23 protein-coding genes are annotated in these 20,597 nt (G+C 63.6%); 15 read left to right on the plus strand and 8 right to left on the minus strand.

Annotated elements, in window-relative coordinates; genetic code table 11:
* Positions 1-15: 15 nt before the first annotated feature.
* The 4 genes from ACVIIW_RS01725 to ACVIIW_RS01740 form a co-directional block, all read right to left on the minus strand.
* On the minus strand, positions 16-273 hold the full coding sequence (locus tag ACVIIW_RS01725) for a DUF3297 family protein (RefSeq protein ID WP_092237479.1): 258 nt from the start codon (positions 271-273) through the stop codon (positions 16-18).
* Entirely contained in the window at positions 270-746 is a 477-nt protein-coding gene (locus ACVIIW_RS01730; RefSeq protein WP_456699160.1) for a glutathione peroxidase, read from the minus strand. The genes ACVIIW_RS01725 and ACVIIW_RS01730 overlap by 4 nt, the downstream gene beginning before the upstream one ends.
* A gap of 2 nt (positions 747-748) precedes the next feature.
* The gene (locus ACVIIW_RS01735; RefSeq protein WP_456699161.1) at positions 749-2,149 is read right to left on the minus strand and encodes an amidase family protein; all 1,401 of its coding nucleotides are present in this window, start codon (positions 2,147-2,149) and stop codon (positions 749-751) included.
* Between the two features lie 177 nt (positions 2,150-2,326).
* Positions 2,327-2,584, minus strand: coding sequence for a DUF6894 family protein (locus tag ACVIIW_RS01740; RefSeq protein ID WP_456699162.1), 258 nt, complete (start codon positions 2,582-2,584; stop codon positions 2,327-2,329).
* 249 nt (positions 2,585-2,833) lie between these two features.
* Between ACVIIW_RS01740 and pqqA the strand changes: the two genes are divergently transcribed.
* From pqqA to ACVIIW_RS01785, 9 genes are all read left to right on the plus strand, one after another.
* Positions 2,834-2,914: a pyrroloquinoline quinone precursor peptide PqqA gene (gene pqqA, locus ACVIIW_RS01745; RefSeq protein ID WP_007595659.1), complete on the plus strand. Its 81-nt coding sequence runs from the start codon at positions 2,834-2,836 to the stop codon at positions 2,912-2,914.
* Positions 2,915-3,028: 114 nt separating this feature from the next.
* Positions 3,029-3,958 carry a pyrroloquinoline quinone biosynthesis protein PqqB gene (gene pqqB, locus ACVIIW_RS01750; protein WP_456699163.1) on the plus strand — a complete coding sequence of 310 codons (930 nt, stop codon included), beginning with the start codon at positions 3,029-3,031 and terminating at the stop codon, positions 3,956-3,958.
* 20 nt (positions 3,959-3,978) lie between these two features.
* A complete protein-coding gene (gene pqqC, locus ACVIIW_RS01755; protein WP_456705059.1) occupies positions 3,979-4,749 on the plus strand; it encodes a pyrroloquinoline-quinone synthase PqqC in 771 nt (256 codons plus the stop codon).
* A 24-nt stretch (positions 4,750-4,773) separates the two neighbouring features.
* Positions 4,774-5,085 (plus strand): pyrroloquinoline quinone biosynthesis peptide chaperone PqqD, encoded by a 312-nt coding sequence (gene pqqD, locus ACVIIW_RS01760; RefSeq protein ID WP_456699164.1) that lies wholly within the window; start codon positions 4,774-4,776, stop codon positions 5,083-5,085.
* Positions 5,082-6,275 carry a pyrroloquinoline quinone biosynthesis protein PqqE gene (gene pqqE / locus ACVIIW_RS01765; protein ID WP_456699165.1) on the plus strand — a complete coding sequence of 398 codons (1,194 nt, stop codon included), beginning with the start codon at positions 5,082-5,084 and terminating at the stop codon, positions 6,273-6,275. Before pqqD ends, pqqE begins: the two co-directional genes overlap by 4 nt.
* Positions 6,265-7,251 (plus strand): prolyl aminopeptidase, encoded by a 987-nt coding sequence (gene pip, locus ACVIIW_RS01770; protein ID WP_456699166.1) that lies wholly within the window; start codon positions 6,265-6,267, stop codon positions 7,249-7,251. Before pqqE ends, pip begins: the two co-directional genes overlap by 11 nt.
* 377 nt (positions 7,252-7,628) lie before the next feature.
* Positions 7,629-9,428: an FAD-dependent oxidoreductase gene (locus ACVIIW_RS01775; protein WP_456699167.1), complete on the plus strand. Its 1,800-nt coding sequence runs from the start codon at positions 7,629-7,631 to the stop codon at positions 9,426-9,428.
* Positions 9,398-11,245, plus strand: coding sequence for a 2-oxoacid:acceptor oxidoreductase subunit alpha (locus tag ACVIIW_RS01780; protein ID WP_456699168.1), 1,848 nt, complete (start codon positions 9,398-9,400; stop codon positions 11,243-11,245). Before ACVIIW_RS01775 ends, ACVIIW_RS01780 begins: the two co-directional genes overlap by 31 nt.
* Before the next feature lie 171 nt (positions 11,246-11,416).
* Positions 11,417-12,472, plus strand: a complete 1,056-nt coding sequence (locus tag ACVIIW_RS01785; protein WP_456699169.1) for a 2-oxoacid:ferredoxin oxidoreductase subunit beta — start codon at positions 11,417-11,419, stop codon at positions 12,470-12,472.
* 1 nt (position 12,473) lies between these two features.
* On the opposite strand, the gene ACVIIW_RS01790 is transcribed toward ACVIIW_RS01785, so the two are convergent.
* Positions 12,474-12,920 (minus strand): DUF4399 domain-containing protein, encoded by a 447-nt coding sequence (locus tag ACVIIW_RS01790; RefSeq protein ID WP_456699170.1) that lies wholly within the window; start codon positions 12,918-12,920, stop codon positions 12,474-12,476.
* Positions 12,921-12,937: 17 nt separating this feature from the next.
* Entirely contained in the window at positions 12,938-14,467 is a 1,530-nt protein-coding gene (locus tag ACVIIW_RS01795; protein WP_456699171.1) for an SUMF1/EgtB/PvdO family nonheme iron enzyme, read from the minus strand.
* A gap of 371 nt (positions 14,468-14,838) precedes the next feature.
* Between ACVIIW_RS01795 and ACVIIW_RS01800 the strand changes: the two genes are divergently transcribed.
* The 6 genes from ACVIIW_RS01800 to ACVIIW_RS01825 all read left to right on the plus strand — a co-directional run bounded on the left by ACVIIW_RS01800 (position 14,839) and on the right by ACVIIW_RS01825 (position 17,571).
* Positions 14,839-15,459, plus strand: coding sequence for a hypothetical protein (locus ACVIIW_RS01800; protein ID WP_456705060.1), 621 nt, complete (start codon positions 14,839-14,841; stop codon positions 15,457-15,459).
* A 29-nt stretch (positions 15,460-15,488) separates the two neighbouring features.
* Positions 15,489-15,938, plus strand: a complete 450-nt coding sequence (locus ACVIIW_RS01805; protein ID WP_456699172.1) for a DsrE family protein — start codon at positions 15,489-15,491, stop codon at positions 15,936-15,938.
* A 207-nt stretch (positions 15,939-16,145) separates the two neighbouring features.
* Positions 16,146-16,469, plus strand: coding sequence for an ArsR/SmtB family transcription factor (locus tag ACVIIW_RS01810; RefSeq protein WP_456699173.1), 324 nt, complete (start codon positions 16,146-16,148; stop codon positions 16,467-16,469).
* Entirely contained in the window at positions 16,466-16,897 is a 432-nt protein-coding gene (locus tag ACVIIW_RS01815) for an SRPBCC family protein (RefSeq protein WP_456699174.1), read from the plus strand. The genes ACVIIW_RS01810 and ACVIIW_RS01815 overlap by 4 nt, the downstream gene beginning before the upstream one ends.
* Before the next feature lie 45 nt (positions 16,898-16,942).
* Positions 16,943-17,152, plus strand: a complete 210-nt coding sequence (locus ACVIIW_RS01820) for a hypothetical protein (RefSeq protein WP_456699175.1) — start codon at positions 16,943-16,945, stop codon at positions 17,150-17,152.
* Positions 17,152-17,571, plus strand: a complete 420-nt coding sequence (locus ACVIIW_RS01825; protein ID WP_456705061.1) for a DUF1801 domain-containing protein — start codon at positions 17,152-17,154, stop codon at positions 17,569-17,571. Before ACVIIW_RS01820 ends, ACVIIW_RS01825 begins: the two co-directional genes overlap by 1 nt.
* A gap of 208 nt (positions 17,572-17,779) precedes the next feature.
* Here the strand turns inward: ACVIIW_RS01825 and ACVIIW_RS01830 are convergent, their stop codons facing one another.
* Positions 17,780-19,318, minus strand: a complete 1,539-nt coding sequence (locus tag ACVIIW_RS01830) for a SpoVR family protein (RefSeq protein WP_456699176.1) — start codon at positions 19,316-19,318, stop codon at positions 17,780-17,782.
* Entirely contained in the window at positions 19,315-20,592 is a 1,278-nt protein-coding gene (locus ACVIIW_RS01835) for a YeaH/YhbH family protein (protein WP_456705062.1), read from the minus strand. The genes ACVIIW_RS01830 and ACVIIW_RS01835 overlap by 4 nt, the downstream gene beginning before the upstream one ends.
* Positions 20,593-20,597 lie beyond the last annotated feature (5 nt).

Here is a 20,597-nt window from a genome sequence, read left to right on the forward strand (position 1 = left end):
GAGAGTGCGCGACGCTTACTTCTTATCCCTGAAATACGGCTCCACGGGCCCATGCACCTTGATGGTCAGCGGATTGCCGTAGCGGTCCTTGGCGTTGCCGGCGGTGACGCGGACCCAGCCTTCGCTGATGCAGTACTCTTCCACGTTGGTCTTCTCGATGCCCTTGAAGCGGATACCGACGTCGCGCGACAGGATGTCGGCGTTGTAGTAGGGGCTGTTGGGATCGACCGAAAGACGGTCGGGAAATTCGTCGCTCATTGATGTCTCGCTCATAACAGGGTCTCGATCTTCTGCCGCAATCCTTCCGGCCGCGCGGTCGGCGCGTAGCGCGCAGTCACGTGGCCGGCACGATCCACCAGGAATTTGGTGAAATTCCATTTGATGGAAGCGCCGAGGAGTCCGGATTGCTGGCGTTTCAGGTACTCATACAGGGGGTGCGCCCGTGCGCCGTTGACGTCGATCTTTTCGAACAGCGGAAAGGTGACGTCGTAGTTCGTGGAGCAGAACGCCTGGATCTCGTCGGCCTGCCCCGGCTCCTGCGCGCCGAACTGGTTGCAGGGAAAGCCGAGCACCGCGAAGCCGCGCGGCGAGAGATCGCGATGCAGATCCTCCAAGGCCCGATATTGCGGCGTGAAGCCGCATTTGCTGGCGGTGTTGACGATCAGCAGCACCTGCCCTTCGTAGGCGCGCATGGACACCTCGTCGCCGGCAAGAGAATTGGCCTTGAAATCATAAAACGCGGACATGGCTAACCCACGGGATCGATCGGCGACGGCGGCACGCCGCCCGCCTCGATCGCTTCGCCGGCGAGCAGACAGAGATCCTCGCGATAGCGGCCGGAGACGATGTGGACGCCGACCGGAATCTTGCCGACGAGGCCTGTCGAGACGACCAGGCCCGGCAGCCCCATGAAGGGGGTCGCGATCTGCGGCAGCTGCGCTTCCCAGACGCGCTCGAAGGATTGAGCGTCCTTGCGGTCGAGATGATCGGGGAACGGCAGCTCGCCGGACACCGGCGTCAGCACGACGGCGTATTTCTCGAAGAACAGCATCCAGTCGCGGGTCAGCGTGGCGCGGCGGGTCAGCGCCTGCGCGTAGTCGGCCTGGTCCATCGGCGTCACCTTGGCGCGGTTGCCGCGCAGACACGCCAGCGCGCCGGGATCGCCCTCGCGCTCGGCCATCTCAAGCTGCGCCTCATAGGCTTCGCCAAGCCAGAGTTTTCGCTGCCATGTGACGGCTTCGCGCATCGGCGGGGTGTTCTCGATCACCTCGACGGTCCACCCCGCGCGCTCGAGGCGCTTGCCGGCGTCGGTCACGGCCGCCTTCACCTCAGGCGTGGTGGCGAGGCCGTCCGGGTTGAGGCAGACCGCAGCGCGCTTGTCGCGCGCGGGGCCTTCCAGCGGGACCGGCACATACCAGGGATCGCGCACGTCGCGCGCCGACATCGCGGCGAGCGAAATGCGCAGGTCATTCACGGTGCGTGCCAGCGGGCCCGACACTGCCATGAGCTGCGGCCCGATCGGGCGTTCCGGCAGCGCCGGGTTGAATGCGGGAATGCGGCCCAAGGTCGGGCGCAGGCCATGCACGCCGCAGGCATAGGCGGGATAGCGGATCGAGCCGGCGATGTCGGTGCCGTGGGCGATTGCACCGATGCCGGCAGCGACCGCCGAGCCGGCGCCGCCGGACGAGCCGCCGGGGGTCAGCGAAGCATCGCGCGGGTTCTTGGTGTCGCCATGGACGAGATTGGTGGTGAACCAGCGATAGGAGAAGGCCGGGCAATTGGTGCGGCCAAGGAGAACAGCCCCGGATTTACGGAAATTGGCGACGACGGGATTGTCCTCGCGGGCGATCAAGTCGCTCTGCAGCTTGAGGCCGTTGGTGGTGGCAAAGCCCGCCTGGTCGACATTGGCCTTGATGGTCACGGGCACGCCGGCGAGCACGCCGGGGTCTTCCCCCCTGGCAATGGCGGCATCCACGGCGTCGGCCTGCTTGATCACGTCCTCGGGCCGGTGGTCGATGACGGCGTTGAGCTGGGGGTTGACCGCGTCCAGGCGATCGAGGCCGGCCTTGGCCGCCTCCCGGGCCGACACCTTCCTGGATTTGACGAGATTCGCGAGGTCGGCTGCTGAGAGGCGCCAGAGATCTTGCATGACATGCTCCGTGTAACCGGCGTCTTTTAGCGCCGGGAACGCGGCAAAGCCATGCGGATTTCGCAGGGAAACCGTCATTGCGAGCGAAGCGAAGCAATCAAGGCTGTCGCCGCGGAGGCAGTCTGGATTGCTTCGTCGCTTCGCTCCTGCCAATGACGGGAGGGAGCGGCGGCCCCTCTAATGCCGCGTCGCGGACTCGCCCGGCATGTCCAGCAGCGCCTCGCTGAAGGGAAATTCCAGAACGATCTCGCCGTCATCGTCGGTGACCTCGATGACCGCCTCGAGCAGGGCCGGCTGCGCGCCCTCGGACTTCACGACCTCCAGGATCATCTGGCGGGCGACCTCCCAGGCGCGATCCGGGTTGCGCAGATCCTCGCCGTCGGGATCCACGATCAGTTCGTCGCCGATACGGGTGTTGAAGAAATATTTGGGCATCACGAGATCCAGCTAAAGGCGCCTGTATCGGATTGAAAGCTGCACTGCACTCACAACTGCTTTATCAGGACAGGGTTCGCGACCGAATGTGCCAAGCGCGAGGCCGCATCCCCGGAAGTAATGTTCCCAGTGTCATTTTTCGCGTCGCAACATGGCGTTTCTCGGGAAGATTTCTCTGGCGAACTTTTTCGCCCGCATTAGTTTACCCATGGTCGGACACGTCCGAGTTCGCAGAAATGGAGAACCAAAATGGCCTGGAAAGCCCCCAAAATCGTCGAAGTGCCCTGCGGCATGGAAATCAACATGTATGTGAGCGCCACCCGTAAGTAAGCGGTCGGCGAGTTAAGCGTTCTGCGCATGGGTCTTTCGGTCGCGAGCGGTTTCCCCGCGGGAAACTGTGTCGGTCTGAGATCCCCTTCGCGAATTTGCCCCAGGAGACGGATCATGCTTCGCGTCGTCGTCCTGGGCGCCGGCGCCGGCGGCGGTGTTCCGCAATGGAATTGCGGTTGCGACGGTTGCCGGGCGGCCCGTGCCAATGGCCATGAGCTTTATCGAACCCAGGCCTCGGTCGCCTTCAGCGGTGACGGCGAGCACTGGTTCCTGATCAACGCCTCTCCCGATCTCCGCCAGCAATTGAACGCCACGCCGCAGCTGCATCCCAAGGCGGGCGCGCTGCGCCATACGCCCGTTGCCGGCGTGATCCTGACCAACAGCGAAGTCGATGCGGTCGCGGGCCTGCTGTCGATGCGCGAGGGCTCGCCCTTCACTGTTTATGCGCATGAGAAGGTTCTGGCGATCCTGGCCAGCAACAGCATCTTCAACGTGCTGAACGAGAAGAGCGTCAAGCGCCAGCCGATCGGCCTTTCCGAGCCGTTCGAACCGAGATTCCCGGACGGCGCGCGCTCGGGCCTTGAAGTGCTCGCCTTCGCCGTGCCGGGCAAATCGGCCTGGTATCTCGAAGGCAAAACGCATCCCGGCGGCGAGAGCGGCGACGGCGACACGCTGGGCCTGAAGATCACCGACAAATCGACCGGCAAGTGCTTCTATTTCATCGCCGCCTGCGCCGAGGTCACCGATGCGCTGAAGGCCGAGATCGACGGCGCCGCACTGGTGTTCTTCGACGGCACGGTCTGGCAGGACGACGAGATGATCAAGGCCGGGCTCGGCCACAAGACGGGCAAGAGCATGGGCCATGTCGCGATGTCCGGCGCCGATGGCGCGATCGCGCGGCTGGCCGATCTCTCACTCGACAGGAAGATGTTCCTGCATATCAATAACTCGAACCCGGCGCTGCTGCCCGGTACGCCTGAACGCAAGACGGCCGAGGCGGCGGGATGGCAGATACCCGCCGACGGAACGGAGATCGTGCTGTGACTGCCGCGTCCAAGCCTGAAATGAACATGACTGGAATCACTGCGCTCTCTGTCGGCAAGGACGTCCGGCTCACGAGCGCCGAGGAACTGGAGGCGACGCTGCGTCACATCGGCGCCACGCGCTATCACAGCCTGCATCCGTTCCACAAGCTGCTGCACGGCGGCAAGCTGAACAAGGGCCAGGTGCAGGCCTGGGCGCTGAACCGCTACTATTACCAGAGCACCATCCCGATCAAGGACGCGGTGGTGATCTCGCGCTTCCGCGATCGCGCCACGCGGCTGGAATGGCGCCACCGCATCGAGGATCATGACGGCGATGTCGGCTCTGAAGGCGGCATCGAGCGCTGGCTGAAGCTGACCGAAGGTCTCGGCCTCGACACGGCCTATGTGGAATCGACCGAAGGCATTCTGCCGGCGACGCGCTTTGCGGTGGAGGCCTATGTGCACTACTGCCGCGAGAAGAGCCCACTGGAGGCGATCGCCTCCTCGCTGACCGAGCTGTTCGCGCCAAACCTGCACGAGGAACGCATTTCGGGCATGCTGGAGCATTACGACTTCGTCAATCCCGACATCATGAGCTACTTCAAGCGCCGCCTCACGCAGGCGCCGCGCGATGCCGGTTTCGCGCTCGACTATGTCAAGACGCATGCCACGACGCCGGAGCAGCGCGCGCAGGTCTGCAACGCGCTGATCTTCAAGACCAACGTGTTGTGGGTGCAGCTCGATGCGCTCCAGCACGCCTATGTCGAAGGCAACATTCCGCCGGGCGCGTTCGTGCCCAAAGAAAACTGAGAAGGCGAGCTGAGGAATAAGAGCATGGCCCGGCCGCGGAACATCAGCGTCAGCGAGGCAAGCCGCCCCGTGCTGCCGCGGCACGCCAAGCTCAAATATGACGAGACGCGACAAGTCTGGGTGATCCTGGCGCCGGAACGCGTGCTGGCGCCTGATGAAATCGCGGTCGAGGTCTTGCAGCTCTGCGACGGCAGGCGCAGTGTCGGGGAGGTATCCGATCAGCTGGCGGCGAAATACGCCGCCCCCCGAGAGGCGATCCTGGCCGACGTCATCGTCATGCTCCAGGATCTCGCGGACAAGGGCTTCCTCACCGAAGTCAGGGAGAAGACGCCATGAGCGATGTGCTCCCGACCATCCCGCTTGATACCGGCGACAGTCTCGCGGTGCTGGAGAAGAGCCGCTCGACGGCCGAGACCTTCGGCATTCCGCTCGCGGTGCTGCTGGAGATCACGCACCGCTGCCCGCTGCAATGCCCCTATTGCTCCAACCCGCTCGAGCTCGACCGCTCGGGCAACGAGCTGACCACCGAGGAATGGAAGAAGGTGCTGAGCGAGCTCGCCGAGATCGGCGTGCTCCAGGTGCATTTCTCCGGCGGCGAGCCGACGGCGCGCAAGGACCTCGTCGAGCTGGTCAAGCATGCCAGCGATGTCGGCCTGTACACCAACCTCATTACCTCGGCCGTGCTGCTGACGCGCGAGCGGCTCAGCGATCTCGCCGACGCCGGGCTCTGCCATGTGCAGATCTCTTTCCAGGGCATCGAAGAGGGCCTCGCCGACCGCGTTGCCGGCTACAAGGGCGGCCACCGCAAGAAGCTCGAAGTCGCGAAATGGACTCGCGAGCTGGATCTGCCGCTGACGGTGAATGCGGTGATGCACCGGCAGAATTTGCATCAGCTCCCTGAGATCATCCAGATGTCGGTCGATCTCGACGCCGACCGGCTCGAGGTCGCCAATGTGCAATATTACGGCTGGGCGTTGAAGAACCGCGCCGCGCTGATGCCGACGGTCGCGCAGCTCGAGCAATGCACCCGCACCGTCGAGGAGGCCCGCGAGCGGCTCAAAGGCACGCTGGCGATCGACTACGTCGTCCCTGATTACTACGCGCTGCGGCCGAAGAAGTGCATGGGCGGCTGGGGCCGGCAGTTCTTCAACATCTCGCCGGCCGGCAAGGTGCTGCCCTGCCACGCCGCCGAGAGCATCACCGGGCTCGACTTCGAATCCGTGCGCTCCAACCATTCGATCGCCTGGATCTGGCGGAACTCCGAGGCCTTCAACCGCTATCGCGGCAGCGGCTGGATGAAGGAGCCGTGCAGGAGCTGCGAGTTCCGCGAGATCGATTTCGGCGGCTGCCGCTGCCAGGCCTTTGCGCTGACAGGCGATGCCGCCAACACCGACCCGGCCTGCGCGCTGTCGCCCTTGCACGAGACCATCTTCAAGCAGGCCGAGCGGGAGGCCGAGGGCGAGACCAACCGCTTCCTCTATCGCAACTTCGCCGGCGGCACTCTGGAACACGAGAATGGTGCCTGACGCGGACGCGGCTGCATCCGCGAGACGTGCCGATCCCTTTGCGCCGCTGACATCGGACATGCTCGATGTCGGCGACGGCCACGAGCTCTATGTCGAGAGCGTCGGCCGCGCTGACGGCATCGCCGCGATCTACCTGCATGGCGGCCCCGGCAGCGGCTGCCAGCCCGATCACCGCCGGCTGTTCGATCCCGAACGCATGCACGCCGTGCTGTTCGATCAGCGCGGCTGCGGCCGCAGCCGGCCGAAGGGATCGCGCGAGCACAACACCACGGCGCATCTGATCGCCGACATGGAGAAGATTCGCGAGAAATTCGGTCTTGACCGCTGGATGGTGGTCGGCGGCTCCTGGGGCGCGACGCTGGCGCTGGCTTATGCGCAGGCCCATCCCGCGCGCGTCTGTGGCATTGCGCTGCGCGCGACGTTCCTCGGCACGCAGGCGGAGGTCGAGATCGCCTTCACCTCGCGCCTGGCGCAGTTCTATCCGGCGCTGCACGAGGATTTCCTGAGCGTGCTGACGCCGGAGGAGCGCGCGCATCCGGTTGAAGCCTATTATCGCCGCATCCTCGATGCCGATCCCGCCGTGCATGGGCCGGCCTCGCGCGCCTGGCACGACACCGAGCGCGCCCTGTCGGAACACAAGGCGACCAAGACCCGCATCGACCTCGCCTCGCTCAACGTCTGGCGTACGCTGCCCGCGACGCCGTTCATGGAGGCGCATTATTTCGCCCACAGCTCCTTCATGAGCGAAGACCAGCTGCTGCGGAATGCAGACAAGCTCGCCGGCATTCCCGGCATCATCGTGCAGGGCCGCTACGATTTGTTGTGTCCCCCTGAGACATCCGCGCGGCTTGCGCAGGTTTGGCCGGGTTCCGAGGTCAGGATCGTAGAAGGCGCCGGGCATTCGCTCTATGATGCCGGCGTGCGGGACGCGGTCATGAAGTCGATCGCCGATCTCGCGTCGAAGGCCGCGCGCTGACGCGCCCTTCCCGCTGCCCGTCTCCGTCGGCACCTATGCGCACATGTGGGGCCTCGCGAAGAGCGATATGGTGCGCCGGCTGAAGTCGGAAGATCGCTACGCTGCCCGCCAGATCTTTTCGCGGATGCACCTCGCAGCGACGGAGATAGAGCACCGCGTGATGCTGCACCGCCGCATGACTGCGCGCGGACGTTAATGCTGTCTGCGCGGAGCTCCCATGAAAGCAGGTGATCGCGAAAATTTGCCGTTGTACTCCGGAGCGGTTCTAATAAGCTAACCCAATGACGTCATTCAGAAACCAGATTGCGACGCGTTAAGCGTTCGACAAGCTCGAGAAAAGGCCGCCGGGTCTTTGAGCCTGTGCGGACATGGTAGGAATGAAACCGACCGATATCGCGGCCCCCGACTACTTTCACAAAGTGGTCGATTGCCAGTGGGCCTGTCCTGCGCATACCCCCGTTCCCGAATACATCCGACTGATCGCACAAGGCCGCTATAGCGACGCCTATATGATCAATTGGAAGTCGAACGTGTTTCCCGGAATCCTGGGACGCACGTGCGATCGTCCATGCGAACCGGCGTGCCGGCGCGGACGCGTCGAGGAAACGCCGGTGGCGATCTGCCGCCTCAAGCGCGTCGCTGCCGACTTCAAGGACGACATCAAGCAGCGCCTGCCGCACCCTGTTGCGAAGAACGGCAAGCGTGTCGCGTTCGTCGGCGGCGGTCCGGCCTCGCTGACGGTGGCCCGCGACCTCGCGCCGCTCGGCTATCACTGCACCGTGTTCGACAGCGATCCTGAAGCCGGCGGCATGATGCGGACGCAGATCCCGAAATTCCGACTGCCCAATTCCGTGATCGACGAGGAGACCGGCTATATCCTGGGTCTCGGCGTCGAGTTCAAAGGCGGTCACCGCATCGAGAGCATGAAGGCGCTGCTCGCGGAAAAATATGACGCGATCTTCGTCGGCTCCGGCGCGCCGCGCGGCCGCGAGCTCGACATTCCCGGGCGGAAAGAGGCCGCCGCCAACATCCATATCGGCATCGACTGGCTCTCCTCCGTGTCGTTCGGTCACACCGACAAGATCGGCAAACGCGTGATCGTGCTCGGCGGCGGCAACACCGCGATGGATTGCTGCCGCACCGCGCGCCGCCTTGGCGGGGAGGACGTCAAGGTGATCGTGCGCTCCGGCTTCGAGGAGATGAAGGCCTCGCCCTGGGAGAAGGAGGACGCCATCCACGAGGACATCCCGATCCTCAACTACATGGTGCCGGTGGAATTCAAGCATGTCGCAGGCAAGCTGATCGGCGTCACCTTCCAACACGTCAAGGCCGAATACGACGCAAAAGGTCGCCGCAATCTGGTGCCTTCGGGCGATCCCGATCAGACCATCCCCTGCGACGACGTGCTGGTCGCGGTGGGCCAGGAGAACGCCTTTCCCTGGATCGAGCCGGATTGCGGCATCGAGTTCGACAAATGGCATATGCCGCAGGTCGATCCGAAAACCTTCGTCTCGACCAACCCAAAGGTGTTCTTCGGCGGCGATGCCGCGTTCGGGCCGAAGAACATCATCTGGGCGGTGGCGCAGGGCCACGACGCCGCGCTGTCGATCCACAAGCTGCTCTCGGGCGAGGACATCACCGAGCGGCCGCTGCCGGAGGTGAACGTCTCATCGCAGAAGATGGGCATCCACGAATGGAGCTACGACAACGACATCTCCATCGATAAGCGCTTCAAGGTGCCGCATCGCGACAAGGTCGTCGCGCTGAAGGACATCCGCACCGAGGTCGAGCTCGGCTACGACGTCAAGCTCGCGCTCGGCGAGGCGCATCGCTGCCTGAACTGCGACGTCCAGACGGTGTTCTCGACCTCGCTCTGCATCGAGTGCGATGCCTGCGCCGACATCTGCCCGATGGACTGCATCACGTTCACCGCCAACGGCGAGGAAGACGATCTGCGCCATCGCCTGAAGGCGCCCTCGCCGCATCAGGACCAGGACCTCTACGTGTCCTCCGCTCTCAAGACCGGCCGCGTGATGGTCAAGGACGAGGACGTCTGCCTGCATTGCGGGTTGTGCGCCGAGCGGTGTCCTACCGGGGCCTGGGACATGCAGAAATACTTCATCGAGATGACTCACGCAGGTTCGACATGTCCGACAAAAAGCCGATCAGCAGCGTAAACGACTTCGTCGTCCGTTTCGCCAACGTCAACGGCTCGGGCTCGGCCAGCGCCAACGAGATGTTCGCGCGCGCGATCCTGCGCCATGGCGTACCGGTGTCGCCGCGGAACATCTTCCCCTCCAACATCCAGGGCCTGCCGACCTGGTACGAGGTGCGCGTCACGGAAGCCGGCCATCTCGGCGCCCGCGGCGGCGTCGACATGATGGTGGCGATGAACCCGCAGACCTGGGACAAGGACGTCGCCGGCATCGAGCCCGGCGGCTATCTGTTCTACGATTCCACCAAGCCGATGCCGTCGACCAAATTCCGCGACGACATCACCGTGATCGGCGTGCCGCTGACCGCGATCACCAACTCGACCTATACCGATCCGCGCCAGCGCCAGCTGTTCAAGAACATCATCTATCTCGGCGCGCTGTCCGCGCTGCTCGAGATGGATCCGAAGCTGATCGAGCAGCTGATCGGCGAGCAGTACAAGGGCAAGGAGAAGCTCTTGTCCTCCAACGTCCATGCGCTGCATCTCGGGCGCGACTGGGCGCTGCAAAACCTGAAATGCCCGCTGGGCTTACGCATCAAGAAGTCCGACAAGGTCGGCGACCGCATCTTCATCGAGGGCAACAGCGCCGCCGCGCTCGGCGCCGTCTATGGCGGCGCGACCGTCTGCGCCTGGTATCCGATCACGCCATCGTCCTCCGTGGCGGAGGCCTTCACCGCGCATTGCAAGAAGTACCGGCACGATCCTGAAACCGGCAAGGCCAAATACGCGATCGTGCAGGGCGAGGACGAGTTGGCTTCGATCGGCATCGTCATCGGCGCCTCCTGGAACGGCGCCCGCGCCTTCACCGCGACCTCAGGGCCCGGCATCTCGCTGATGACCGAGTTCATCGGCCTCTCCTACTTCGCCGAGATTCCGGCCGTGATCATGAACATCCAGCGCGCCGGCCCGTCCACGGGCATGCCGACCCGCACCCAGCAATGCGACATCATCGCCTGCGCCTATGCTTCGCATGGCGACACCAAGCATGTGCTGCTGTTCCCGGAAGACCCGGCCGAGGCGTTCGAGTTCGCGGCGGCCGCCTTCGATCTCGCCGAGCGGCTGCAGACCACGATCTTCCTGATGCTCGATCTCGACATCGGCATGAACCACCGGCTCTGCCGCCCGCTGAAATGGGACCATGCCAAGCAATATGACCGCGGCAAGGTGATGACGGCGGAGATGCTGGAGGAAGGCCGCGATTTCGGCCGCTATCTCGACGTCGACGGCGACGGCATCCCCTACCGCACCTATCCCGGCACGCACCCGACCAAAGGCTCGTATTTTACCCGTGGCACCTCTCGCGACCGCTATGCGCGCTATTCCGAGGAAGGCACCGTTTATGCCGACAACATGCAACGCCTCGTGCGCAAGTTCGAGACCGCGCAAGACCTCGTGCCGCGACCGCTGCAGGCCAATGCGGAACGGCCGACCAAATATGGCGTGATCTATTTCGGCTCGACCTCGCCGGCCATGGACGAGGCGATCGGCTTGTTGGAAGCGCGCGGGCACCAGCTCGATCGCCTGCGCATCCGCGCCTTCCCGTTCCACTCGAGCGTGGCGAGCTTCCTTGCCGAGCACGACTTCGTCTACGTGGTCGAGCAGAACCGCGACAGCCAGCTTCGGCAGCTCGTCGTCAACGAGAACGGCATCGACCCCGTCCGCCTCGTGCCGATCGTGCACTATGACGGCACCCCCATCACCGCACGTTTCATCGCAAAAGCCATTGGCGACCACCAGGATCACCTCAAGGTGACCCCGCTCCGCAAGGCCGTGTCATGATGGCCGGCTGCATCTACATCGTCTTTGCGAGCGCAGCGAAGCAATCCAGAGCCTTGCCCCGGAGGGATTCTGGATTGCTTCGCTGCGCTCGCAATGACGGGTTGCCGCAGCAACAGCCCGGGCGGGGCTGAAAGACGTGGGATTGCGGCGAGGAAGCAGAAAGAAATTGTCATGACCTACATCGCAAAGCCGAAATTTCATCATCCCGGGCTGAAGAAGAACGAGCTCGGCTACACGCACCGCGACTACGAGGGCAAGATCTCGACGCTGTGCGCCGGCTGCGGCCATGATTCGATCACGGCGTCGATCATCGAGGCCTGCTACGAGCTCTCGATCGAGCCGCACCGGGTGGCAAAGATCTCCGGCATCGGCTGCTCGTCCAAGACGCCAGACTATTTCCTCGGCAATTCGCATGGCTTCAACTCCGTGCACGGCCGCATGCCGTCAGTGCTGACCGGCGCCAATCTCGCCAACCGCGACCTGATCTATCTCGGCGTCTCCGGCGACGGCGATTCCGCCTCGATCGGCTTCGGCCAGTTCGCGCATTCGATCCGGCGCGGCGTCAACATGACCTATATCGTCGAGAACAACGGCGTCTACGGCCTGACCAAGGGTCAGTTCTCGGCCACCGCCGACCGCGGCTCAAAGTCGAAGAAGGGCGTGACCAACACCGACAACGCCATCGACCTCGTCGCGATCGCACTGCAACTCGGCGCCACCTTCGTGGCGCGCTCGTTCTCCGGCGACAAGACCCAGCTGGTGCCGCTGATCGCAGCCGCAATCCGCCACAAGGGCGCGTCCTTCATCGACGTCATCAGCCCCTGCATCGCCTTCAACAATCACGCCGGCTCGACCAAGAGCTTCGATTACGTCCGTGAGCACAACGACGCCGTGAACCGGCTCGACGTGCTGGTCGGCCGCGACCCCATTGCGGTCGACTACGCGCCTGGTACGGTGCAGGTGGTCGAACAACATGACGGCAGCAAGATCGCGCTGCGCAAGATCGATGCCGACTACGATCCCCATGACCGCTTGGGGGCCCAGACCTTCCTCGCCAAGCACGCCGCCAAGGGACAGATCGTCACCGGCCTGCTCTATGTGGATCCCGATGCGGAAGATCTGCACGCCCATCTCAACACGGTCGAGACGCCGCTCAACAGGCTCGAAGCGGACACGCTGTGCCCGGGCTCGGCGGTGCTGGACAAGATCAACGCCAGCCTGCGCTGAATCACTGGCTGCGCTGCGACGGTGGCCTGACACGCACGGTGATCTTGTCTGAGACGACGGGCGGATCGAACGGATAGTGCTTGGCATCGCCCAGCAGCAGCTGAAGGGTGTGGGTGCCTGGCGGGAGCTCCAGAAACGTTTCGGTCTGTCCGGCGCCGAAATGCAGATGCGACTTGTCCTGGAGAATCGGCTCCTTCGGGTCAATCGGGTCGGTGACGTCGACAAGCAAATGATGATGACCGGCGTTCTGGTAATCATCACCGGCATGCGTCACCCCCATGTTGCGTAAGCCGAACCGGACCCAGAATCCGCCGCGGACCTTCTGCCCGTCATACGGGGTGATGAAGTAGAGCTTTGCGTCCTTTGGAGCTGTCTTGCCTTGCGCAAGTGCTGTGCCCGGAAGCAACGCAAGCGCCATCGACAACGTGATGCAACGAAGGATTTGCATCAAACCCACTCCCCTGACTAAGGACCAAGAGCGACTCGGAATCCATGCGTCGGATAGCGAACATTGGTGTCGTAGCCATCGCGGTTGGATGGCCTCACATATCTCGAATCGTTCTTCCACGAGCCCGAGCGCAAGACATGCGATGTACAGTCCCCGCCGTTCCACGCCGAGCCGTCACCAGGCGCGCCCTGGTAGGTTCTGTGCCAGCAGTCCTCGACCCACTGGTCGACGCCGCCGCCCATGTCATGGAGCCCGAATGGATTCGGCTTGAAGCTGCCGACCTTCGCCGGCTGCTCGGCCGCGAGATCACCGCAATCCTTGCATCCGGCCATGCCCGACTGGAGCTTGTCACCCCACCAGTATTTGGTCTGCGTTCCGCCGCGGGCGGCAAATTCCCATTCGGCTTCGCTCGGAAGCCGATAGGGCTTTTTGGCTGCTTGCGCGAGATAGGCCACGTACTGCTGCGCGTCGGTCCAGCTCACATTGGTGACGGGCGCATCGTCCTTTCCGGTCGCAACAAATCCGCATGCCTTCGCAGCAGCGCATTCGTTCCATTCGGCGGTCGTCACCGGGTACTTGCCGATTGAAAATGGCTTGATCGTCACCTGGTGGACAGGCCGCTCGGTCGGGTCGTCATTGCTTCCCATCGCGAAGCTGCCGCCGCGAATGGCGATCATCTCGGGTTCGCGGGCGGGCGTCGCCGATGGGCTCGGCGACGGCGCGGATGACGGAGTTGAGGCGGCCACTGACGGAGACGGTTGAGGTGTCGGCGCCGCCGCTTCGCGTGGCGGCGGTTGCGGACTTGGAGATGCGACCGGAGGGACGGCCGGCGCGGCGGCGCGCTCGCCTGTCTTGCCCGGCTGCTGCGCCAGCAGATATCCCAGCACGCCGGCAGCAATCACCAGCAGCGTGACCGCGAGGAGAAAGATCAGCGTGTTCTCGCGCCGGCCGCGTGTCCTCCCGACCGCATCGGCGTCCGGCAGGACGCGATAGACGCGAACGGGATCCGTGATGTTCTTGACCTTACGGTCTCCGAGCGACTCGTAGCCGCACACGACCTTGTGCTTGATCTGCTCGTAGATCGCGCCCGAAATGTAGACCTGACCGGGATCGGCGATTCCCTCGATGCGCGTGGCAATGTTGACGCCGTCGCCATACACGTCGTCCGGTTCTACGATCACGTCACCCAGGTTGATGCCGATCCGGTATTCGATCCGCGATTCCCTCGGCAGCGAAGCGTTGCGGCCGATGAGATTCTGCTGAATGACGATACTGCACCTGACAGCCTCGACAGGACTGTCGAAAATCGCGATGAAGCCATCGCCGGTCGTCTTCACCAGCGCGCCATGATGCTCGATGATGCTGGGCCCAATGAGGTCTCGCTCGATCCGCTTGACACGGACATGCGTGCCTTCCTCGTCGGCTTGCATCAAGCGGCTGTAGGAAGCAATGTCACCGACAATGATCGCAGCGAGGCGACGGGGCATTGAGCCCTGCGGAGGCGGCTCGCCGTGATTTCCGGATCTGAAGTTGCGAATTTCGCCCATGACGGGGCTCCACAAACTTGCAAAGACGGATCAGCTTAAAACTCCGAAATGCGATTGCCTGTGAAGAGTATCACATCGATGAACCGCGACAACGTCGTAGCGGACCGCGCGCGGTTCCCAGACACAAGCGCCGCTGAACCTTCCTGGTCCGACGGCGACTAAGGCTGACGCGAGCGCACCCATTAACCTGCGTCTATTCTCCGCGACACGTTGCGCGACAACCTGTTCGACCTCGGAAAGCTCCACACTACTTCAGCGAGGCCGCCGGAGCGAGGGCAGATGAACGCTCGGCGAGCGGCTTGCGACTAAACCGCAACGGCCCGCTCCCTTCCCGATACGGGCCCTCAATGGCCAACGTCTTCGGTGCGATCATGAAGCTTGCCCTCATCCTCCCGCTTGCCCTTGCCGCCTTCATCGGCGCCGCCCGGGCCGAGGAGGTCGACGATATCCACGAGGCCACCACGGCCGAAGCCGATACCTTCAACGCGCGCATCTATGCAGGCGCACCCGGCAAGACGGCCTATGCCTGCTTCGTTCGCCGTTACGATGCCGCACATCTGGCGCAGCATCCGAAGCAGAAGGTTGCCTCGATGAAGCTGCTGGTCTCGGCCGAGACCGACGCAGTGGACAATCAGCTGCGCAACTCGTTCCGGATCGGCTTCCACTATCGCCACCGCAGCGGCGCTTTCGACTCCAGCGGCTCCTGCCACCACGCGGTGTTTACCAAGGACGGCAGCGAGGTGCGCCTCGACTGCGGCGTCGATTGCGAGGGCGGCGGCGTCGGCATTGCACTGTCAAAGGACGACAAGTCAGCCATCGTGCGGCTCGAAAGCATCAGGATCTGGCTGCACAACAACCCGACTGAAGATAAGGATCGATCCCTGGTCGCAGGCCAGGACGACGGGATTTTCCGGCTCGATCGGACCGACAAGAGCGAGTGCGCCGCGTTGGTGACCGACCGCAAGGAACTCGCTGCGCTGCGCCACAAGTGATATGCCTCCGGCAAAATCAGGAGATCATCATGAACCGCCGGAACATGTTGTGGAGCACCGTCTCGGCGCTTGGCGCAACCTTTGCGGCCTCGCGCGCCAAAGCGGCGGCTGAACCCACCAAGTCCGACAAGCTGAAGGTCGTCTATCACCTCGCTGACGCCGACAAGGTCAGTTTCGTGCTCGGCAACATCCAGAACCACATCGACGGCGTCGGCGGTCCCGACCACGTCAAGCTCGCGCTTGTCATCCACGGGCCGGCGTTGAAGGCGTTCCACTGGGCGCACGCCAACCCCGACGTCAGCCGGCGGATCAGCAATTTCGCGAAGGACGGCGTCGAGCTCGCCGCCTGCGGCAACACCATGAAGGCGCAGAACATCAAGCTGACCGATCTGCTGCCGGGGTTCGTGAGTGCGGAGAAGGGCGGCGTGGTTCATCTCGCTGAGCTTCAGTCGCAGGGGTATCTGTATTTGCGGCCGTAACGGCTGCCGCGAATTCGCGCTCCCTCCCGGCTTGCGGGGGAGGGGGTGTCTCCGCGACGGGACAATCCCCCAGAGCAAAAAGCCCTCCCGCAAGCGGGCGAGGTAAGGCGGAGCCCGCAGAGTCGCCTACTCACTTCGATCGCACTTGACACACCCATAACTCCACGGTTATGGGTTGATCCATAACTTCTGAGTTATGGATTCCCGATGTCCGCCGCCCCCGACCTCCTGTTCCGGACGCTCGCCGACCCCACAAGGCGGGCGATCTTCGAGCGGCTTTGCCGCGAGGGCGAGCGGACGGTCGGGGCACTGACGGCGACATCAGGCGTTTCCCAGCCGGCGGTCTCAAAACATCTGGGCGCGCTGAAGCAGGCGGGCCTGGTGCGTGACCGCCACGAAGGACGCCAAACCCATTACAGCGCGCAGCCCGGTGCGCTCGATCCACTGATCGACTGGACCAGCCAGATGGCGGGCTTCTGGCAGAACCGGCTCGATGCGCTCGACGATCTCCTCAAGAGGATGGACCAATGACTGAGGCTGCGACCGAAACACGTTCCGTGGTGATCGAGCGGGAATTTGCCTTTCCCCCGGAGCGGCTGTGGCGCGCGCTGACGCAGCCGCATCTGATCGAGGAATGGCTGATGAAGAACGACTTCAAGCCATCGGTCGGTCATCGCTTCAATCTGCGCGGCGAATGGGGCGGTGTGCTGGAGTGCGAGGTGCTCGCCATCGAACCGCAACGCTCGCTCGCCTACACCTGGAATTTCACGCATGAGGACGCGGCCTACGACCTCAAGAGCGTCGTGACGTTCACACTCACCCCGCGGGGATCAGGCACGCATCTGCGCGTCGAGCAGGCAGGCTTCCGTCCCAGCCAGAAGCAGGCCTATGGCGGAGCGCATGCCGGCTGGAAGCAGTTTTTCACCAAGCTGGACGAGCTGTTGGCGCGGACCGAATAGTCCGGCTGATTCCGTCCATCCCACACATTGCCGAAGGAGATTGAGATGAGTTCGAACACGTGGATCCGGCAGATCCATCGCTGGCTGTCGATTGCCTTCACGATTGCCGTGATCGCCAACATCGTTGCGCTGACCATGCAGATTCAGGCGACATGGATCGGACTGCTGGCTTTCGTGCCGCTGATCCCGCTGCTCGCGACCGGGCTCTATATGTTCGCGCAGCCCTATCTCGGCCGCTCCAGCGAGGCGCGATGATGAAGAAGGCCGTGACCGCAAACAAGAAAGAAACGGACGGGCCGTCGCCGTCAAAGCTGATCGACGGTCGGATCAAGGAGCTCGGCGACTGGCGCGGCGAGACGCTGAAGCGAATCCGCGCGCTGATCAAGGAGGCCGATCCTGATGTCGTCGAGGAATGGAAATGGCGCGGCGTTCCCGTATGGGAGCACGACGGCATCATCTGCACCGGCGAGACCTACAAGACCGTGGTGAAGCTGACCTTTGCCAGGGGCGCGGCGCTGGACGATCCGGCCGGCCTGTTCAACTCCAGCCTCGACGGGAATGTGCGGCGCGCGATCGATATCGGCGAGGGTGCGAAGATCAACGAGAAAGCCTTGAAGGCGCTCATCCGCGCGGCCGTGGAGCTGAATGGGTCGAAGAAGAAGCGACCGGCGTAGGCACGCCGTGCAGCCACGGCTGGCTTCCTTCTCCCCTTGCGGGAGAAGGTGGCGCGAAGCGCCGGATGTGAGTATCCACGAACACCAAAGTGTGCCGGGAATACCCCCTCACCCGAGCGAGCTTGTGTCTCCCGCCGTCGCTGCCCTCTCCCGCAAGGGGCGAGGGCACATCAACGCACATCCCGCCATGTCGCTTCGCGTGCCCGCCTCAGGCCACCGCCGCCGCGATCGGACGCGGGCTGACGACATACTCCCGCAGCACCTTGTCGCTGGAATCGACCTCGATCAGCGAGACGTCGTAGGTCCAGAGATCGGCGAGATGCTGAAGCACCCGCTTGGCATCGGTCTCGTTGAGCTGCGAACCCTTGATGACGCGGTGATGCAGGATCAGCCGGCGGTCGCCGGAGAGATCGACGTCGACCACCTCGATATTGGCATCGATGAAGCCGACATCGTGCTGCCGCGCCAGCTCGCGGCGAACCCGGCGGAAGCCGCGCTCGTCGTGGATGGCATCGACGCGGATGCCGGCGCGCTCCTCGGGATCGTCGTGCAGGTGGAACATGCGGAAGTGCCGCATCAGCTTCGGACTCAGGAATTGGCCGATGAAGCTCTCGTCACGATAATTGGCCCAGACGTCGCGCAGCACGCCCATCACGTCGTTCCTGCCGGCGATATCGGGGAACCACTCGCGGTCCTCATCTTGCGGATTGGTGACGATGCGCTCGATGTCCTGCATCATTGCGAAGCCGAGCGCATAGGGATTGAAGCCGGAGAAGCGCGGATCGTCGAATTCGGGCTGGAACACCACGTTGGTGTGCGATCCCAGGAATTCGAGGAAGTTGCCGTCGGTGATGCGGCCCTGCTGATGCAGCTGGCTCATGATGCGATAGTGGACGTAGGTCGCCGTCCCCTCATTCATCACCTTGGTCTGGCTCTGCGGATAGAAATATTGCGCGATGTGGCGGACGATGCGCAGGAGCTCGCGCTGCCAGGGCGCCAGCCTTGGCGCGCTCTTCTCCAGGAAATAGAGCAGGTTTTCCTGCGGCAGGCCGAGCAGCTTGCGGCGTCGTTCGAGCGAGATCGCGGTCCGGGCCTTCGAGGCGCCCTTGGGTACCGTGCGCCAGAGGTCGTTGAAGACTTCCTGCTCGTGCTGCCGGCGACGCCCTGCCCGCTTTTCTTCCTCGCGCAGATCCAACTGCTTCTTGCCGGGATAGCGGTCGATGCCGTGCGACATCAGCGCGTGCGCGGCATCCAGCGTGCGCTCGACCTCGGTGCGGCCGTAGCGCTCCTCGCACTGCATGACGTAGTTCTTGGCGAAATCCAGATAGTCCAGAATGCCCTCGGCATCGGTCCACTGCTTGAACAGATAATTGTTCTTGAAGAAGTGGTTGTGACCGAAGGCCGCGTGCGCGATCACCAGCGTCTGCATCGTCGCCGTGTTCTCCTCCATGAGGTAGGAGATGCAGGGCGAGGAGTTGATCACGATCTCATAGGCAAGGCCCATCAGGCCCTTGCGGTAGGAGGCCTCGTGATACGCGAAGTGCTTGCCGAACGACCAGTGCTTGTAGAACAGCGGCATGCCGACCGAGGAATAGGCATCCAGCATCTGCTCGGCGGTGATGACCTCGATCTGGTTCGGGTAGACGTCGAGACCGAGACCCTTCAGCGCCACCTCCTCGCACGCATCGGTAATGCGCTGCAAGGTGTGGAAATCCCAATCGGCGCCTTCGAACAAGCGTTCCGTCATGGAGCGGCTTTCTCCTGGGCAGTTTCGCGGCGCTGGAACAGGTCGTGGAACACCGGAAAGATCTCGCTGCGCTCAGAGACCTTGCGCATCGAAAGCGGTGCGCCGGAGTTGCGGAGGCGCTCGTAGAGGGTCCAGAGCGAGGAATCGGAGAGATCGAAGGCGCTGCCGCCGGATTCCCCGACCTCGAGATAGGCGAAGAACTGGCAGGCCGGCAGGATCTTTTCGGTCAGCAAGAGACCGGTGAGCTCGCCGTCGGAATAGGAATTGTCGCCGTCGGAGGCTTGCGCGGCATAGATGTTCCAGTCCGAGGGATTGAAGCGCTCGCGCACGATCTCGTGCATCGCCTGCAGCGCGCTGGAGACCAGTGTGCCGCCGGAGGCCGGACCGTAGAAGAAGGTCTGCTCGTCGACCTCTTCGGCGCGATCGGTATGGCGGACGAAGACGATCTCGACATGCTTGTAGCGCCGCTTGAGGAACACGTAGAGCAGCATGTAGAAGCGCTTTGCCAGATCCTTCATGTGCTCGGACATCGAGCCCGACACGTCCATCAGGCAGAACATCACGGCCTGCGCGACCGGCCGCGGCATCTTCTCGTAGCGGCGGTAGCGGATGTCGAGCGGGTCGATGAAGGGAATGCGCTTGGTCTTGGCCTTCAGCTTTTCGAGCCGGGCGACAAGCTCGGCGCGCTCGTCCTCGTCGGTGCAGGCCTCAATCGCGGCTTCCAGCTCCTCGACCTCGTCCTTGCGCGGGCGCTTGAGCGCGATGCGGCGGGCAAGCGCAAGCTTCACCGTTCGGCTCACCGAGATGTTGGCGGGCGAACCCGACGTGGTGTAGCCGGCGCGCTGGATGCCTTCGCTCTCGGTCTGCGCGATCTTGCGCTTGGCCAAATCGGGCAGCTCGAGATCATCGAGGAAGAGATCGACGAATTCATCGCGGCTCAGCACGAAGCGGAAGGCATCTTCGCTGTCGCCCTCACCCGGTCCGGAATCCTTGGCGCTGCCCTGGCCCTGGCGCTGGAGATAGTCGCCCTCGATGAACTTCTTGTTGCCGGGCAGCACCATGTCCCGCGTTCCGCCTTCACGGCGGAAACGCGGCTCGTGCATCCCGTCGAGCGGGATCGTGACCTCACCACCCTCCAGGACGTCCTTGATTTCGCGTTCCTGCGAGGTCTTCTTGACGGCGCCCTGCACCAGGGATTTGGCCCGACGCAAGAACCGCTGGCGGTTCTCAAGGCTCTTGCCGCCTGGATTCAGGCGCCTGTCGATGATGTGAATGGCCA

This window comes from Bradyrhizobium sp. USDA 4449 (assembly GCF_054056275.1).